The sequence below is a fragment of the Streptomyces sp. NPDC048612 genome (assembly GCF_043199295.1).
GTDB lineage: Bacteria > Actinomycetota > Actinomycetes > Streptomycetales > Streptomycetaceae > Streptomyces.
Genome location: NZ_JBICVV010000005.1, coordinates 58,214 through 74,305, shown reverse-complemented (window position 1 = coordinate 74,305; position 16,092 = coordinate 58,214). Strand labels below are relative to the sequence as shown.

At 69.1% G+C, this 16,092-nt stretch carries 13 protein-coding genes and 1 riboswitch; of the genes, 6 read left to right on the top strand and 7 right to left on the bottom strand.

Annotated elements, in window-relative coordinates:
• Positions 1-315: 315 nt before the first annotated feature.
• On the bottom strand, positions 316-1,356 hold the full coding sequence (locus tag ACGFN2_RS10545; protein ID WP_362610877.1) for a vWA domain-containing protein: 1,041 nt from the start codon (positions 1,354-1,356) through the stop codon (positions 316-318).
• Between the two features lie 505 nt (positions 1,357-1,861).
• Between ACGFN2_RS10545 and ACGFN2_RS10540 the strand changes: the two genes are divergently transcribed.
• On the top strand, positions 1,862-2,938 hold the full coding sequence (locus tag ACGFN2_RS10540) for a protein kinase family protein (protein ID WP_393359136.1): 1,077 nt from the start codon (positions 1,862-1,864) through the stop codon (positions 2,936-2,938).
• A gap of 670 nt (positions 2,939-3,608) precedes the next feature.
• Here the strand turns inward: ACGFN2_RS10540 and ACGFN2_RS10535 are convergent.
• Positions 3,609-5,024, bottom strand: a complete 1,416-nt coding sequence (locus ACGFN2_RS10535) for an MFS transporter (protein WP_393359134.1) — start codon at positions 5,022-5,024, stop codon at positions 3,609-3,611.
• Positions 5,025-5,409: 385 nt separating this feature from the next.
• Positions 5,410-6,255: an oxidoreductase gene (locus ACGFN2_RS10530; protein ID WP_393359132.1), complete on the bottom strand. Its 846-nt coding sequence runs from the start codon at positions 6,253-6,255 to the stop codon at positions 5,410-5,412.
• A 107-nt stretch (positions 6,256-6,362) separates the two neighbouring features.
• On the opposite strand from ACGFN2_RS10530, the gene ACGFN2_RS10525 reads away from it, so the two are divergent.
• Both ACGFN2_RS10525 and ACGFN2_RS10520 read left to right on the top strand, forming a co-directional pair.
• A complete protein-coding gene (locus tag ACGFN2_RS10525) occupies positions 6,363-7,277 on the top strand; it encodes a LysR substrate-binding domain-containing protein (protein ID WP_393359130.1) in 915 nt (304 codons plus the stop codon).
• A gap of 213 nt (positions 7,278-7,490) precedes the next feature.
• Complete coding sequence (locus ACGFN2_RS10520) at positions 7,491-8,195, top strand: DUF4232 domain-containing protein (protein ID WP_393359128.1); 705 nt, start codon at positions 7,491-7,493, stop codon at positions 8,193-8,195.
• Between the two features lie 239 nt (positions 8,196-8,434).
• Here the strand turns inward: ACGFN2_RS10520 and ACGFN2_RS10515 are convergent, their stop codons facing one another.
• The 3 genes from ACGFN2_RS10515 to ACGFN2_RS10505 all read right to left on the bottom strand — a co-directional run bounded on the left by ACGFN2_RS10515 (position 8,435) and on the right by ACGFN2_RS10505 (position 10,875).
• Positions 8,435-9,679, bottom strand: a complete 1,245-nt coding sequence (locus ACGFN2_RS10515; RefSeq protein ID WP_393359126.1) for a cytochrome P450 — start codon at positions 9,677-9,679, stop codon at positions 8,435-8,437.
• Positions 9,666-10,712 (bottom strand): cytochrome P450, encoded by a 1,047-nt coding sequence (locus ACGFN2_RS10510; RefSeq protein WP_393359124.1) that lies wholly within the window; start codon positions 10,710-10,712, stop codon positions 9,666-9,668. Before ACGFN2_RS10510 ends, ACGFN2_RS10515 begins: the two co-directional genes overlap by 14 nt.
• Positions 10,713-10,794: 82 nt before the next feature.
• Positions 10,795-10,875 carry a tryptorubin family RiPP precursor gene (locus tag ACGFN2_RS10505; RefSeq protein WP_218161885.1) on the bottom strand — a complete coding sequence of 27 codons (81 nt, stop codon included), beginning with the start codon at positions 10,873-10,875 and terminating at the stop codon, positions 10,795-10,797.
• A gap of 244 nt (positions 10,876-11,119) precedes the next feature.
• On the opposite strand from ACGFN2_RS10505, the gene ACGFN2_RS10500 reads away from it, so the two are divergent.
• From ACGFN2_RS10500 to ACGFN2_RS10490, 3 genes are all read left to right on the top strand, one after another.
• The gene (locus ACGFN2_RS10500) at positions 11,120-11,470 is read left to right on the top strand and encodes a hypothetical protein (RefSeq protein ID WP_393359122.1); all 351 of its coding nucleotides are present in this window, start codon (positions 11,120-11,122) and stop codon (positions 11,468-11,470) included.
• A gap of 239 nt (positions 11,471-11,709) precedes the next feature.
• Positions 11,710-13,158 carry an oxygenase MpaB family protein gene (locus tag ACGFN2_RS10495; RefSeq protein WP_393359120.1) on the top strand — a complete coding sequence of 483 codons (1,449 nt, stop codon included), beginning with the start codon at positions 11,710-11,712 and terminating at the stop codon, positions 13,156-13,158.
• A 533-nt stretch (positions 13,159-13,691) separates the two neighbouring features.
• Positions 13,692-14,174 (top strand): DedA family protein, encoded by a 483-nt coding sequence (locus ACGFN2_RS10490; protein WP_393359118.1) that lies wholly within the window; start codon positions 13,692-13,694, stop codon positions 14,172-14,174.
• A gap of 63 nt (positions 14,175-14,237) precedes the next feature.
• On the opposite strand, the gene thiI is transcribed toward ACGFN2_RS10490, so the two are convergent.
• A complete protein-coding gene (thiI, locus tag ACGFN2_RS10485; protein ID WP_393359440.1) occupies positions 14,238-15,557 on the bottom strand; it encodes a tRNA uracil 4-sulfurtransferase ThiI in 1,320 nt (439 codons plus the stop codon).
• A 170-nt stretch (positions 15,558-15,727) separates the two neighbouring features.
• A riboswitch (cobalamin riboswitch) is annotated at positions 15,728-15,946 on the bottom strand.
• Positions 15,947-16,092: the final 146 nt, after the last annotated feature.

Here is a 16,092-nt window from a genome sequence, read left to right as displayed (position 1 = left end):
GATGGCCGCCGGCGGGTTGGCCTCCCTTCCGTGAAGGAGCAGGCTCGATAAGAACGCCCTGGATCGGCCGCTCAAGGGTCACAAAACGCTGGTCACGGCGTCCTGGCTGCAAGTCCTTTGACGCTACGTCAGTAGCCAGGTGTTCAGAATCTCGAAGCCCACCACCCCACCAGCCGTCATCGACGCCTGTGCCCCCGTGTCGTGATCGCCGCCAGCCAGCCCTGCCAGGCAACCAGCACAACGCACGCCCGGGCGGCCCCGTCGCCCGACCTGCGCGGAAAGCCCCGCCGGTCGGCCGGCGGGGCCGTTCCGGCGTCAGACCATCAGCAGGAGGCGCGTGTGCGGTACCAGCTTCCGGTTCACGCTGGTGCTCTGCACGAAGATCGTGAAGTCGTCGTTGTGGTCCGGCTTGACGCGTACTTCGCTGTCCGGCAGGCCGAGCAGGGCTCGGGCCTCCGGTCCCGTGTACACCCGGTCTGTCTTCTTCTCCAGCACCGCAATCTGCTTCCGTGCCTGGATTTTCTCCGACTTACTCAGCTGATAGAAGGCGCAGCCCGTGCGGTATGTGTGTCCGCATTCGATGACCCAGTTCCGGATCGTCGCTTCACGAGCCACCGTAATCAGCTCGTACTCGGACGCATTCGCCGGGGTGAGGCCGGCAGCCTCTATGGTGTCGCGGTTGACCGCATCGGCACCAGTAGAGAAAACCGCCCGTGATCCCCGGATGCCCTTGGTACGCCCCACCATAAACTTCTCGGTCGCCTGCTGGATGACCTGCCCGGCCTCCTCCAGGCCCTGCGTGCTTGTGGCATCCCAGACGGCGATGTTGTCCTTCGGGAAACCGCACTGCATGGCTTCGCGCTTCCCCATCTGGTCCGGCACAAGGACCGCGAGCGTCCAGTTGTCCTCCTGCGTCACGACCATCTTGGCCACGGCTTGCACCAGGTCACGCGGCTCCCCGGCAGGGGCATCCGGGCAGCGATGACTTGCGTTCTCCTGTCCGTCGGTCAGCACGAACGTCAGGAAGCTGTGGTCGCCGTAAAGCTGAGCCGTCTGCGCCAGCTCCCTCTGTGACTTCAGCGTGGCGGCCAGCAGGGCCGTCATTCCACCAACCCGGTACAACTGCTTCAGGGACGGCATACGCAGCACGTCCTTGTCGTAGATGACGCACTCCACCTTGTCCGCGAAGACGTACACCGTCACACGGGTTTCCTGGTCCAGTTCCTCCGACCGGCGGGCCAGGTAGGCGATTTGCTGGTCGGCGACTTCGACGACCTTGCGACTCAGGTGCGACATGGACGAACTGGCATCCAGCACAAGAGCGACGTGATTGATGTAGTTCTGGCTTCCGGACATAACTGCTCCCCCTCTTCCGACTCGATGCATCGATCGTCTCACCCACCACTGACAATCGATCTTGGAATCCAGGTGGGTGCGGGCCCGAAGCGCTCCCGAAGCGCTCGGATCGGCGGTAGCGTTGCTTTCAACTCCTGCTGCGGGACGAGCTGTTGGCACAGGTTCGGGAACATGTCAGCCAGGTGCTTGTTCGCGTAGCCCATCCACCGGGCCTCCGAGTGGTACCCGAGCAGAGCCCGGCCACAGCAACACGGACGAGCCGGAATCACCGAGCAGCAGCGGTCTACCGAGGCGCCGGGTTCCTCCCCTTCTGTCGTCGGCCTTCACGTAGGGTGCGGGCAAGGAGAGTGCTGAGGTCTGTCGTCACTCATGGACCTTGGCCGCCCCTCTTCCCGCTCCGGAGGCAACATCGCAGGGCCACGCGTCGCTCCGCTCTGCGGGACTGTGTAGCCATTGCAGATTCGAGGTCGGCGACCAGGTGGAGGCCGCAGTGAAGTGCTCCGGTATGTCGCGCGGTGAGCGTCTGACTGCCCATAGCGCCGTCTCCACGTCCCTGTCCTCGTGCAGTGATCGCGCCCTGCGTGAGCTCGTGGACATGGCCGTGCCGGTCGGATCGGGAATCGGCGGGAAGTCGGCTCTGCTAAAGGTCGCCGGAACGCCGGTCTTCGTGAAGCGGGTGCCCCTCACCGACCTGGAGAGGCACCTTGACCACTTCCGGTCCACGGCGAACCTGTGCGAGATGCCCGCATTCTGCCACTACGGCATCGGCACCATCGGCGCGCCGGGCTTCGGGGCCTGGAGAGAACTCGCCGTGCACACCATGACGACGAACTGGGTGCTCGCGAGGGAATACGAGGGCTTCCCTCTGATGCACCACTGGCGGGTGCTGCCGGACTCGACGCCCCTCCCCGAGGAACTGGCCGACGTCGAGCGGGCCGTAGCGTACTGGGGCGGCGGATCACAGGTGCGCCACCGGATTGAGGCTCTCCAGCAGTCCTCCGCGAGCCTCGCGTTGTTCCTGGAGTACATTCCGCAGAACCTGCACCAGTGGCTGGGTACTCAGGTCGAGGTAGGAGCCCAGACCGCCAACCGAGCCTGCTCCATGGTGGAGAGGGAACTGGCAGCCGGCACCTCGTTCATGAACAGCCGCGGGCTCCTGCACTTCGACGCCCACTTCGAGAACATCCTGACCGACGGCCGGCGCCTCTACTTCACGGACTACGGCCTCGCCCTTTCCTCCAGGTTCGAGCTGTCGCAGCACGAGGTCGACTTCTTCGACCGGCACCAGGCCTACGACCGCTGTTACACCGCCACGTATCTGGTGAACTGGCTGGTCACCGCCTTGTACGGATTCCAGAGGGAGGACCGGGAGGGGCGCTACGCGCTGGTGCGTGCCTACGCAGAGGGCAAGCGCCCCACGGGAATCCCAGAGGAGCCCGCGGCGATCCTCGCCCGGTACGCGCCGATCGCCACACTGATGTCCGACTTCCACCGCAAGTTCCAGGGCCAGAGCAGGCAGACCCCCTACCCGCTGGAGGAGATCCAGCAGCTTGGCGGGATGTGCGTCTCCTCCATCTGCTGACGGAGGAGTCTGGGAGTCGGCACGCGATATGGGATGTTCATGAAAAACAGCGGCAGTCCACGGTGACGGCCGCTGCCCAGAGGGCGGGGACCGTTGAGGAGAGGCGGACCTCGCCGGCGTTGTCGTACGTGACCCAGAGGGATAGGGGTGCGGCTCCGGCCCTGGCGAAGGTTCGGTCATTACGAGGCCACCGAGTCCCAGTCCCGGCACGTGGGTCAGCACCCCCGCCACCTCAGGCCGCCCAGACAGCCATCAGCCAACCGTGACGGAGATAAGCTCCACCGCCCGCGTGGAACGGATTCAACCGTCGTGATGCTGTGCCCGAAGCCGAACTGGCCCAGTCCACCTCATAGCGGCCGACTGAAGCCCAGGCGGCCGTCGGACACACTGGACGAGGTCGGCACCATCGCCTCGACTGGACCGAGCCCAGCTGCCCGCCACCAGTACGCGGAACGCGCCCGGCAGGGTGGTGCCCAGGCCGACATCGTGCCCACCGCGCCGCAGCAGATCGCTCCCTCCAGGCCCGCCAGAGAGCCCGACCCTCCGCACCAGGAGTGGCACGGGCCGCCGGAGCGCAGCCTTTGCGAGGGCGATCCGCGGGCGGTCCCGCACCGGTGCGCCCACGGCGGGGCGGCTACGCGGGCGCCAGGGAGCTCGCCGTCCGCAAGCCTCACGCCTCCCCGCCCCCGCGCCCCTTCCGCGGCAGCGTGAGTGTCGCGCCCGCGGTCAGCACGAGCCCCGCCGCGGCGAGCAGCATGCTCCACCGCATTCCGGTGAGGAAGGTGTTCGCCCCCGCCAGCAGCGCCCCGAAGACCGCCACTGCGATCGCTCCGCCCACCTGGCGGCCGGTGTTGAGGACGGCGGATGCGGTGCCTGCCCGGTCCGCGGGGACTGCGTCGAGCAGCATGGCGGTGAGTGCCGGCACGGTCAGGGCTCCGCCGAGGCCGACCGGCACCATCAGCGCCGCCACCGCCCAGACGTTGGTGTGCGCGCCGACGCCGAGCAGCGCCAGCAGTCCGGCCGTCCCGACCAGCTGTCCTGCCACCATCGGCACCCGCGGGCCGAACAGCGCGGCCAGCTTCGCCGAGGCCAGGTTCACCACTGCGACGAGTGCCGTCATCGGGATGAACATCAGGCCCGCATGCAGCGCGGACTGCCCGCGTTCCTGCTGGAGGTACAGGCTGAAGACGAACACCCCGCCGTAGTAGGCGGCGTTAAGCATGAAGCCGACCACGAGGGACACCGCCACCACCCGCGAGCGGAACAGTGACAGGGGCAGCATCGGGTGCGCGCCCCTGGCCTGCGTGGTGCGGAAGGCGGCTGCCGCGGCGGCCGCCACCAGCAGCGATGCCACCACGAGCGGTTGGCCGAAGCCCTGGTCGCCGCCCTCGATCACGCCGTACGTCAGCGAGCCCATCGCGACCACCGCCGTCACTTGCCCGACTACGTCCAGCCGTGCGGGCAGCCGCGGGGAGGCCGGCACGCGGGCCAGCAGGGCGAGCGCCAGCAGGGCCGCCGGGAGGTTGACGAAGAAGATCCACCGCCAGCCCACGGTGGCGGTGAGCGCCCCGCCGAGCACCGGACCGGCCGCCACCGCGACCGCGCCGCCCACGGTCCAGACGGCGATCGCCTGCGCCCGCTTCGCCTGGTCAGGGAAGCCCTGCCGGACCAGTGCCAGCGACGCCGGCATCATCACCGCCGCCGCGGCTCCCTGCACCAGCCGCGCCGCCACCAGCACACCGAGTCCGGGTGCCAGTCCGCACGCGGCCGAGGCCAGCGCGAAGAGCACCAGCCCGCCGCCGTACGCCTGTCGGGCCCCGATGCGGTCGGAGAGGGCGCCCGCGGAGAGCATCAGGGCGGCGAATGTCAGCGTGTATCCGTCCACCATCCATTGCAGGCCGGACATGCCGCTGCTCAGGCTGCGGCCGATGTCGGGCAGTGCGACGGTGACGATCAACGCATCCAGCGAGATGAGGAAGAAGCCGAGCAGGGCGGCGCCGAGCACCACGCTGGACCCGCCCCGAGCTGCCTGCGGCACATCGGCCGCGGCGCCGGAGGCAGGGGAGGACGTGAGCAGGGGTTTCATCAGGGCACTCCTGAGATGGTCTTGAAGGTGTGCAGTTGAGAGGGCGGCGGCCGCGGACGGGAGCGGGCGGCGGCTGGTGGCGGGAACGCTGGCGCGATAGCGGTGAGCCAACACCGGGCGGCCGGAGTTCCGCCGCCCGGTCCAGCTAGCGGTACGTGCCTGACAGCCGGCCGCCCTGTGCGGGCAGCTCAGCTCCTTGTTGCCGTCACTCCACGTGGCCCAGGACCGCAGAGGAACGGGTTCTGTCAGCGCTGACAAGTCCCGCGCCGACTGGACCAGGCCCCCGCGCCGCCAGCATCAGATCCTCGCGCCGCCTGGATCAGGTCCCGCACCGCCTGGACCAGGTCCCGTACCGCCTGGGCCGCTACCCACGCCGCCCGGCCCGTCACTGGGTGTCGAAGTCCGTCCCCCGAGAGACCTTTTCCCACTCAGCGAGTTCGGCCCGCACCGAGTCCAGGTGTCCGACGAGGAAGTCCACCGCGTCGCCGCCGAGGGCGAGCCGCAGCGGGGTCTTGTCGGCGTCCAAGGCCAGTCGGATCGCCGCCGCGGCCTTGACCGGGTCCCCGGGCTGGGTGCCGTCGCCGTCCTGCAGCATCCTGCGGGTGGCGCCGACCTTCTCCGCGTACGCCGGGTGCTCCTGAGAGAAGTAGGCCGCGCCCTTGCCGAACAGGTTGGTGCGGAACGCGCCGGGCTCCACGATCAGCACCTTGATGCCGAACGGCGTCACTTCGTCGGCCAGGCCCTCCGACAGCTGCTCCAGCGCCGCCTTGGTCGCGCTGTACGCGGAGAACCCGGCGAAGGACAGCTGTCCGCCGAAACTGCTGATGTTCACGATCGATCCGCTGCCCCGCTCCCGCATCTGCGGAAGTAGCGCCCGAGTCAGCCGCGCCGGGCCGAAGACATGCAGCTCGAAGAGGTCGCGCAGCTCCCGGTCGGTGGTCTCCTCGAACGCCCCTACCTGCGTGCGCCCGGCGTTGTTCACCAGCACGTCCACCCGGCCGTAGCGCGCCAGGACATCGGCGGCCACCACGTCGATCCGCTCGCTGTCGGTCATGTCCAGGCCGATCGCCTCCACCCGGTCGGGGTGCGCGGCGACCAGATCGGCCAGCGCCTCGGTCCGTCGGGCCGTCGCGATCACCGTGTCACCGGCGGCGACCGCGGCCTCGGCGATGGCCCGTCCGAACCCGCTGCTCCCACCGGTGACCAGCCAGACCTTGCCGTTCTCAGTCATCTCTGCGTCTTCCTCTCAACTGCCGTTCGGTGCCTGCCCGCTGACAGATCTCATCCTTCGCCGGGATCGGGGACCACGTCCAAGACCTGTCGTGATAGCCATGAGTTATGGATGTCCATGGACGCGATCTGCGCTACTTCGCGGCAGTCGCCGAGGAGTTGAACTTCACCCGGGCCGCTGAGCGGCTGTTCGTCTCCCAGCCCGCGCTCAGCAAGCAGATACGGATGCTGGAGAAGCAGGTCGGCGCGCAACTCTTCCATCGGGACCGGCGGATGGTGCGGTTAACCGTGGTGGGGGAGGCCCTGCTGCCGCACGCCCGCGGGATGCTGGCCGGATGGGAGGCCGCCGAGGCGGCGGTGGAGGAGGCGAGGGCCGCCGAGCTGCACACCCTGGTCATCGGCATGTCCACCAGCCCGGGCCGAGGGCTGCTGCCCGCCTTGCGTACCCGATTGGTGTCCCGGTATCCGCATGCACGGCCCGTCCTGCGACAGGTCAACTGGGTTGATCCGAGTGCTGGGTTGGCGGACGGATCGAGCGATGTCGCCTTCATCTGGCTGCCATTGCCGGACGGCGACCGCTACCGGCATGCAGTGGTGGCCCAGGAGCCACGCCTTGTGGCACTGCCGCAGGGACACCCCCTGGCGGCGCTGGCCGCAGCCGACTGCGAGGGAGCGGTGGACTTCACCGACCTCCTCGACGAGCCGTTCCTCGCCCTCCCCTCCGAGGCCGGTCCGCTGCGGGACTACTGGCTGGCCCTGGACGCCCGCGACGGTCGCGCGCCGCTGATAGGCGGGGTCGTGGGCAGCGCCGAGGAGACCCACGAGGCGGTCGCCAACGGCCAGGGCGTGGTGCTTCTGGCCACCGGCAACGCCCCACTGGTCGTCCGGGACGAGGTGATCGCCGTGCCGGTCCGGGGCATCTCCCCCTCCCGTCTGGCGGTGGCCGCCCGCCGGGACGACGAACGGCCCTTGGTGGCAGCCTACTTGGCTGCGGCGGCAAAGGTGGGAGCCAGCTCGTCCTGAGCGGAGCTGGTGCATGGTGCATGGGGTGAGCCGGCCGAACTGGCCTTGGCCCCTCACCCCCAGTTGGATTCAACGCCTCCAGCTGTCCGGCCAGTTCGGGTGTTACCCGCGCGTAGGGTCGGAGGTGGCGTGGGTGAGAATAGGAACTTCCGACGAGGGACCGACAGGTCGTCAGCCTGATCCCTCCATCCCTGAACGTAACGAGGAGTATCCGTGAACCGCACCAGCACCGCCCGTATCCGACGTGTCGCGTTCACCGCGGCCGCCGGTGTAGCGCTCGCGGTGACCGTCACCGCCTGCGGTCCGGACGGCGGTGGCGGATCGGCCTCGGGCGGCGACTCCGCGGCATCCGACAAGGCCACCGCGGAGTCGTCGAGCGGTGGGTCCCAGGAGGGCTCTGACGGCGGCAAGGCGGCCGGTTCGTCTTCGAGTGGGGGCGCGTCGGGGAAGGGCGGTTCGTCCTCGTCGGGTTCCGAGTCGGCCCCGGGCGACGGCAAGAAGGGATACGGGCAGTCCTGCGGGGCCAACGACCTGAAGTTCTCGGCGCGTTCCGAGACGCAGGCGGGCGGCTACATCCTGCTGTCGGCTCGCGCCAAGCCCGGCGTCACGTGCACGATTCCCAGTGGGCTGCCCTCGGTCTCCTTCGGCTCCAAGGGCATTGAGGCGACGAACGCCGAGCAGGCGGTCGGCCCGGCGATCACGCTCAGCGGCTCCAAGACCGCCTACGCCGGCATCAACCCCAAGACCACCAACGGTGACCAGGGCGTCGAGTTCACGTTCCTCATCGCGGCCATCGGCTCCTCCGACGCGAACCCGGCCAGCGTCTCCACCGGCCCCGTCACCGTCGACAAGCCCATCGTCACCAACTGGCACACCGCTCCTGCCGACGCCGTCCCCGGCGACGGCACGGACAACTGACGACTGACGCTTCATCAGTGCAGCCCTCTTTCCGGTCCTCCGGGCCGGAAAGAGGGCCGCCAGCCTGCGAGAGCGGTCACCGGGCAGCGACAGCCACTTGCGACTGATCCACGCGCCATGCGAGCGGGTACCGGCGTACCTCTCTCCCACCGTGCCAAGTTGCCGGCGAACTCCCAAACACCAACCGCGAGAAGTCCAGCCGACAAAGCCCTCCCAGGGAACGTTTCCGGTTTCTGCCGTCAGCGCAGCCGGACCGGCAGGGTGAGCAGTCCCCGGTGCCGCGGGTTGTCCTGCCATGTGGGGGCGCGGTCCGGGTCGGCCAGACGCAGAGCAGGAAAACGCCGTATCACGTGGCCGAAGGCGATTTCGGCTTGGAGGCGCGCCAGTGGGGCGCCCAGGCAGTGGTGGATGCCGTGGCCGAACGCCAGGTGGCCGGAGGCGTCGCGGGTGAGGTCGAACCGGTCGGGGTCCGTGAAGACCTTCGGGTCGCGGTTGGCGGCCAGCAGCGCGATCTGCACGAACTCCCCGGCCGGGATGGTCGTGCCCTCGATCGTCACCGACTGCGTGGTGTAACGCAGACTCGCGATGCCGAACGGGCTCTCGTGGCGCAGAATTTCCTCGGTGAGGCGGGGGAGCAGCGAGGCGTCGGCGCGCACCGCGGCAAGCTGCCCCGGGTGGGTGAGCAGGGAGTACAGGCCGTTGGCGATCAGGTTGACGGTGGTCTGGTGGCCCGCGAGCACCAGCAGGAACGCCATCGAGGTGACCTCCTCCTCGGTGAGGCGGTCCCCGTTGTCGCGGGCAGCGACGAGAGCGGACAGGAGGTCGTCGCCCGGGTGGGCCCGCTTCTGCTCGATCAGGACCCGCAATCGGTCCAGCATCGCCTCGGCCGTGGGGACGGACACCTCGCCGTCGCCCTCGCCCCCGGTCACCGTGTGGCCCCTGACCTGGAGGACTCCGGGGTCGCCAGGGTCAGCACCAAGCAGGTCGAAGATCACGGCCAGCGGCAGCGGCAGCGCGAACCGGCCGATCAGATCGACCTCGTCCGGTCCCTCCGCCCCGTCTGGCTCGACCGGCGCGTCCAGCGCGTCGAGCAGTGCGGTGACGCGGGCCTCGATCGCGGGGCGCAGCCTTGCCACCCGCCGCTGTGTGAAGGCCTGTTGCACCAAGCGGCGCAGCCGGGTGTGGCGCGGCGGGTCGGAGTTGAGCATGTGGGTGGTGAGCGCTCCACCCGGACCGCCCGTCGGCAGTCCCGCGTACCGGGCGAACACCTCGGTCGCGCTGTCCTTGCTCAGCCGCGGGTCGGCGAGGGCGGCCCGGCAGGCCGCGTGCCCGGTGACGACCCAGCCGGTCAGCGGCGCAGGACCGGGGAATCGGACCATGCGGACCTCACCCGTCTCGCGCCAGCGCCGGTATGTCTCGTGCGGATGGCAGGCGAAGGAGGCGCCCACCGTCTCGGTCTCGTCGGACGGCTCAGGAAGCGGCACCACGGCGCACCTTCGCCACCTGTACGTCCTCCACGCCGAGCAGCCCGACGAGAGGCACCTTGGCGGACGTCTGCCCCGGGGCGACCTCCAGCCCCGATCCGCGGACGAGGTCCAGGAGCAGTTCGGCGAGCGGCATCACCATGTGGCGGCCCCAGCAACGCTCGGAGGAGTGGCCGAAGGGAAGGTAGCCGGGAGCGGTATCGGGGTCGAGGTTCTCCCAGCGCTCCGGACGGAACTCGACGGGGTCGTCCCACAGCTTCGGGTCCCGGTGCGAGAGGAGAGGCAGCAGGAGGACGTCGTCGTCCGCCCCGATCCGCCCGTCGATCCTCGGGTATTCGGGGCAGGCGTTGCGCAGAATGTTCCAGGACGGCGGCAGCAGCCGCATGGCCTCGTACAGGATGTGCCGGTTCGGCGTCTCGGGGGCGAAGGGCGAGCCGAGCCACAGCGCGTTGGTGACGAGCGTGGAGACCGTGAAGCACACGGGAGCCGCCGCTCGGCGGTACATGCCCATGGCGTAGCGCCGCTCGTGATAGCCGATGGCATCGGCTGTCAGACCCGCGATCGCGGTCAGCGGGGCGTTCCGCCGGCTGACCCGTCCCGGGAGCGCTGCGCCCACCGCGATCACCGCCCAGGTCAGCTTGGGGGTCAGTTCGAGGTTGCGGCTCATCAGGATGCGCAACCGGTACGGGTCCCGTCCGAGGATCAGGTCCCGCAGGAACAGATGTCCCCTGAGCGGCCATACCCCGGACAGGTCGACGTCCTCGGGGCGGGGGCGAGTCCTCGCCAGCGCCTCACGCACATCGCCGCCGATGGTCCGCATCACCGAAGCGGCCACGCTGCGAGAGATCGAGCGCCCGTGCAGCGGCTTGAACGTGGGCCGTTCGGTCTCAGTTGCCCGGCGGGCGGCGAGGAGCCGGTCGGCGACCTCGTGCCCGGCGACCCCGATGGTGTCGGGTTCGAGCCGGAAGACGTCCTGCCCGAGGTGGTCCCGGAACAGGGCGGCGAGTCGTGGATGGAACACCGTGGCGCGCATGGAGGTCTCCGGGAAGGCCGAGAGGGGCGAGCAGCGGCGGGCGGCATCGTCCCCGCCTCGCGGCGGGGACGACTTTCTCGGCCTAGTACCAGAAGTACCAGGCGCTGGCCTTGAGGCTCTTCTGAGCGGACACCTTGTTGCGAATGGCGAAGAGAAGCTTCATCACTACACCCCCTTTCCGGGTGGAGACACCACGCACTTCCTCGTGCAGAGGTCGCACGCAGCTTGCCCGACAAGAGTGCGACAGGGGGATCAACGAATGATGAACGTCCTCAAGGCGTCGTCGATGGGACGGCGCCACGGCGCCACGTATTCCATCGACATGACGAACCGTGCGGTACTACACATCGCCTCGCTCGTGCTCTGGTTCTCCGAGCGCCCAACGAGACCGAGCCTAGGGTGGTCCTATGCCGCTTGTGGAAGTTACCTATGCGCCGGGTGTTGCTGAATCGAAGCTCCGGGAACTGGGTGCGGTGCTGCCGCACCTGGTGTCCAAGGCCGTGGAGTGTCCCGAGGAACCGTACGACGGTTCCTTGCAGCCAGGCGATGTGGAGATCCGCTTCCGGAGGCTGGGCCCGTTGGACCGGAGCGGTGTGGATGTGGTGATCGAGGTGAGGTCCAAGTGGTTCGAGAGCAGAGCCGCCAACCGCCAAGAACGCGTGGACAAGCTGCACCGGGAGGTCAGGGCCGCGACCGGACTTTGCAGCTTCGGCGTGTACTTGTCGCTCCCGTCAGCTGCGTGGTCACAGGGAGACTGAAGCAGCTCAACCCGGCTCGCTACGGCCCACCACAGCATCAGAGGTGGCCCTGGTCGGAAGTCCCGTATCTGAATCGCCCGTTTCCGCGGCCTTGTGGGGCGTCTCGGATGGGTGAATTCGGGAATCTGGCCGCTCCCGGAATCCGGTAGGACCGTTGGGCTGGGCGGATAGCCGGATGATCTCTCTTCGGGCGTCCCCTGCTCACTCATTCCTGTACACGCGCTTGAGGAGACGTCCCCTTGGCTACGGCTGATCTTCCTGGTCCTGATTCGCTGCTGCGCCGCACGCTGGGGGAGTGGCGGATCGGGTTGGTGGCGTGGCGGCTGCTGGTTCTGCAGACCGCGGACCCGGCGGTCGCCGCCGGCATGGCCAACTTCTCCACCTATCGCGCGCACCCGTGGCGGCGTATCGAGCACACCATGGACAGCGGGAAGCGGCTGTTCTTCTCCGACCGTGAAGGGCTACGCCGTGAGGTTGCCCGTCTGGAGCGCACACACCGCCGTCTGGCCGGGACCGACGAGCAGGGCAGGCCGTTCACCGCGCTGGACCCGGCGGTGCGGGTGTGGGTGCTGGTCACCCTGTACGAGTGCATGACGGCGATGCGGGAACTGTCCGGCCGCCCGCTGGCGCCGCCGGAACTGGAGCAGATGTACGGCGAATTCCGTGCGGTGTGTACCGAGTTCGACCTCTCCGACGACCTGTTCCCGGCCACGGCTGCGGACGTGCCCGCGTACATGGACCGCACGATCCGCGAGCGCCTCGAATACAGCGAACCCGTGCGCTACCTGCTCTTCGACATGCTCCGTGAAGCACCCGCACCCCGCCGCCTCGGCCTCCTGAAGCCGGCCTGGCCGCTTGTGCGCACGGTGGCCGCCCACGTGATCGGTGCGCTGACCCTCGCGGACCTGCCGGAAGCCTTCCGTGAGCGCTTCAGTTTGCCCCGCACCCGCCGTGCGGTCCTGCTGTCCTTCGTCCTGCACCGCGGCATGCGCATGCTGATGAATGCGCTGCCCGAGCACCGCCGCTACCGCACCCCGCTCACGGGCAACTCCTCGGCCTCGCAGGCCCGCACCGCCTCCACCGACCGTCCTTCCCCGCCGGAGGCGAGCCCTGTCCGGATTCCCGCACCACGCCGCCGCAAGGGTGCCGATCCCCGCCCGGTGCGTCTGCGGGCCTTCTTCCGCCAGGTCCTCGACCAGACCGGCGACGGCTGCATCACCTCGGCCGATCTGCAGGCCATGGCACACAACGTGTGCTGGCCGCTCGAACTCACCCCTGAGCGCGAAGCCCGCGTCTATGCCGCCTTCGAGACCTGGTGGCAGCACCTGCGGACCGGCATGGACGCTGACGGCGACGGACAGGTGACCTGCGAGGAGTTCGTCACCGCCATGCTCACCGGGGTCGACGCAGCCGGGCCGGCTTATCTTGAGCAGGGGTTGCATTTCGCGGTGCGGGCGATCTTCCACGCTGCGGACACCGACGGCAGCGGACACCTGTGTGCCGATGAATACCGCACGATCTTCGGCGGCTCCCGGGTCCACCCCGCCGAACTCAACCACGGCTTCCGCCAGCTCGACCACGATGGCGACGGCCGCATCACCGAGCACGAATTCGTCCAGGCCTTCACTGATTACTTCACCGCCCGCAGTGACAGCACGGCCGGCGCTCAACTCCTCGGACGTCCGTAGCGGTCGACGGGGGCGAAGTGCCGGGGCAGCTTGATGGGCCTTGGCGGTTCGGTGGAGATCCTGCAGGGCCTGATGTGCGTGGCGGGGAGGTCCGGGCGGCGGACCGGCGACTGGGTCGGCGTGGGGAACGGCTCCGCCCCGAGTCCCGAGCGCGCGACCGCCCCAGGCGTGCACCTCTCTGGAGGTCCCGCCGCATGCCCTCGGGCGATGACTGCTCTCGGTCAAGCGGGAGTGCCCGTCGCACCCGCCATAGGAGGGCCATGTACCCGGGGTACGCATGTTCGCTTAATCTGGGTGTGCCGGGTGGCCCTGACCAGAGGCCGTACCCGGAAGGCCCCCGGACGCGGCAACGCTCTGCGTCGTGCCGGGGAGCCAGTGCCGCTTCGACACGTATGCAGGGACGGGCCAGCAGATGCAGGTGAGGTATGAGACCAGCCTCGTGCCCTTTGCGGGCCCGCTGGGGCGGGAATCGCGACGTCGGGTGACGGGGGAAGCAGCCCACGGTGAGGGCCCGGCGTGGTGGGCGAGCCGTCGTGGATGAGGTCGCGCTCACCGCTGCCGGTCTCTACGCCATCGTCCTGCTGCGCGCCGGAGGGACCTTTGCCGTCGGCTGGCTCGCCGGGGCCGGTGCCAGGCGTGGCAGGCTCGCGGAGCGGATCTCCACGCCCAAGTTCCAACGGGCCGAGCGGGCGATCCAACGGTGGGGCGCACCGGTGGTGGCCGTCTCCTTCCTGACCGTCGGATTCCAGACCGCTGCCAACTTCCTCGCGGGGAGCATGCACATGCCTCTCTCGCGCTACCTACCGGCACTGTTCGTCGGCGGAGCGGGCTGGGCGCTGGTCTACGCGACGGCCGGGGTCGGCGCGCTGAAGCTGCTTGCAAGGCTGTTTGCCGAGCAGACGGTGCTTGGTGCGGGCGTCGTCGCTGGGCTGCTCCTCGCGATGATCGGCGTGATGGTGTACCGGCGTAGAAGAGCTGCCTCGGTCAAGCGCAACACTGCGGCCGACGAGTCCTGACAAGGCGGGCCGCGTATTGACTGCAAGCCGGCCAAAGCTCTCTGCGTCGACGGCCCGCTCCGGTCATGAGGATGCCGGCCCGGACTGCTCCGTCGCACATACGGCGGGAGCAGGGCGGCCGGGCTCGGGGCTGCGGTCCGGGCTGTCCGCTTCGGGATGATCCGCCTCCTCGCCGGAGTCTCCCGGGTACATGATCTGGACGTCGCGCAGCAGGCCGTCCACCACGTCGTCCAGGTCGAGGCGCTTCTCCACCGAATGCAGGCCGGTCAGCCCGGCGCGGAGGGTGACCCGGGGCGGCGCGAGGAGCTTGCAGCAGTCCTCGTCCGGCAGCACGGAGATCTCCGCGGTGCCGATGGACCGGGCCTCGTCGATGATCTCCTGCTTCTCCCAGCCGACCAGCGGCCGCAGCACCGGCAGGGTTGCCGCCTCGTCTACGGCAGCCATGTTCGCCAGGGTCTGGCTGGCCACCTGCCCCAGGCTGTCACCGGTCACCAGGGCCTCCGCCCGGGTGCGGCCCGCCAGCGCGGAAGCGGCGCGGACCATCAGCCGTCGCTGGGCGACGACCTGGAGTCTGCCGGCCCCCGCGATGGCCAGTTGCTTCTGCGCGTGGCCCAGTGCGATGACGTGCAGCCGTCCATCGGGCTGGTAGCGGTTGAGTTCACGGGCGAGGGCGTACGCCTTGTACAGGGAGGCGGCGTTCGTGTACGGAGCACCGGTGAAGTGGACGAAGTCGCAGTGCAGTCCGCGGCGCATCGCCCGGTAGGCCGCCACGGGCGAGTCGTAGCCGCCGGAGAGCAGTACCAGGGCGCGTCCGCTGGAGCCCACGGGCAGTCCGCTCGGTCCCTGGTGACGGCTCCAGGAGACGTAGCTCTCCTTGTGGTCGATCTCGACCGAGATCAGTACGTCCGGGTTGGAGAGGTTCACCGGCAGGGGCCCCAGGGCTTCCCGGACGCGGGCCCCGAGAAAGCGCTCGAACTGGGAGGAGGTCATCTCGAAGTTTTTGTTCCGCCGCTTGACCCGCACCGCGAAACTGATTCCGGGCCGTTCCGTACGGGCGGCTTCAAGCGCCTCCACAGCCGTCTCGGTGATGTCCGGTACGGTGCTCGGAACGCGCAGGGCAGGCTCCACCGAGTTGAACCCGATCACCCGGCGGGCGCGCTCCACGAGGTCCTCCAAGGGAACCTCGCCGCCGAGTACGGTCACGTTCTGGCCGGACTTTATCCAGGTGGAACCGCCGATACCGCGCAGGGCGCCACGGAGATTGTCGTGCAGCCGCTCGGTGAACCGATGCCGGTTGCGGCCCTTGAGGAACACCTCACCGTGTTTGAGCAGGACACAGGGCCCGCTCGGGCGGGGTGCTCTGGGGGAGGGGATGGCGGGCATGCTCGGTTCGCCGGGCACGAAACTCTCCTTCGCGAGTCGTCGTGAGGGCCGGCGCCGGGCCGCGAACGGGGCGCGGGCCCGCCCGTCCCCGCTCTGCGCAGGGCTGGGTGGAACACACCACTCGCTCAGCGGTCCCGCTACCGGGACGCGTGGAACCGTGCGTGGTGATCGCACCCCGCACGAGCAGTGGCAGGTCTTCGGACTCGTGAGCACGCCCCGGAGGACGGGACACCTACTGGCCGTCGCTTCCCAGGTCACATGCGGGCCCAGTGCTTCAGGACGGCGATCGTTCCCACTCACCGCTGCGAGGCAGTCCCGGACTCCCACCGGGTTCCCCCTTGCGACACCCCGCCTGGCGGGCGGGGCGAACCAGCTGCCGGTCCAGGGTAGACAAGGCGGTGGGCTTGTCGTGAACCAGACCTTGACTGTCCGCTTTGGGCCAGGACAGTCGACTCAAGAGGCTGTCGGTTATGGGGGTGATGGGTCATTCTGAGAGGTTGGTTGGTGCTTCAACTGGTTTCGGGCTCAGCCGCGT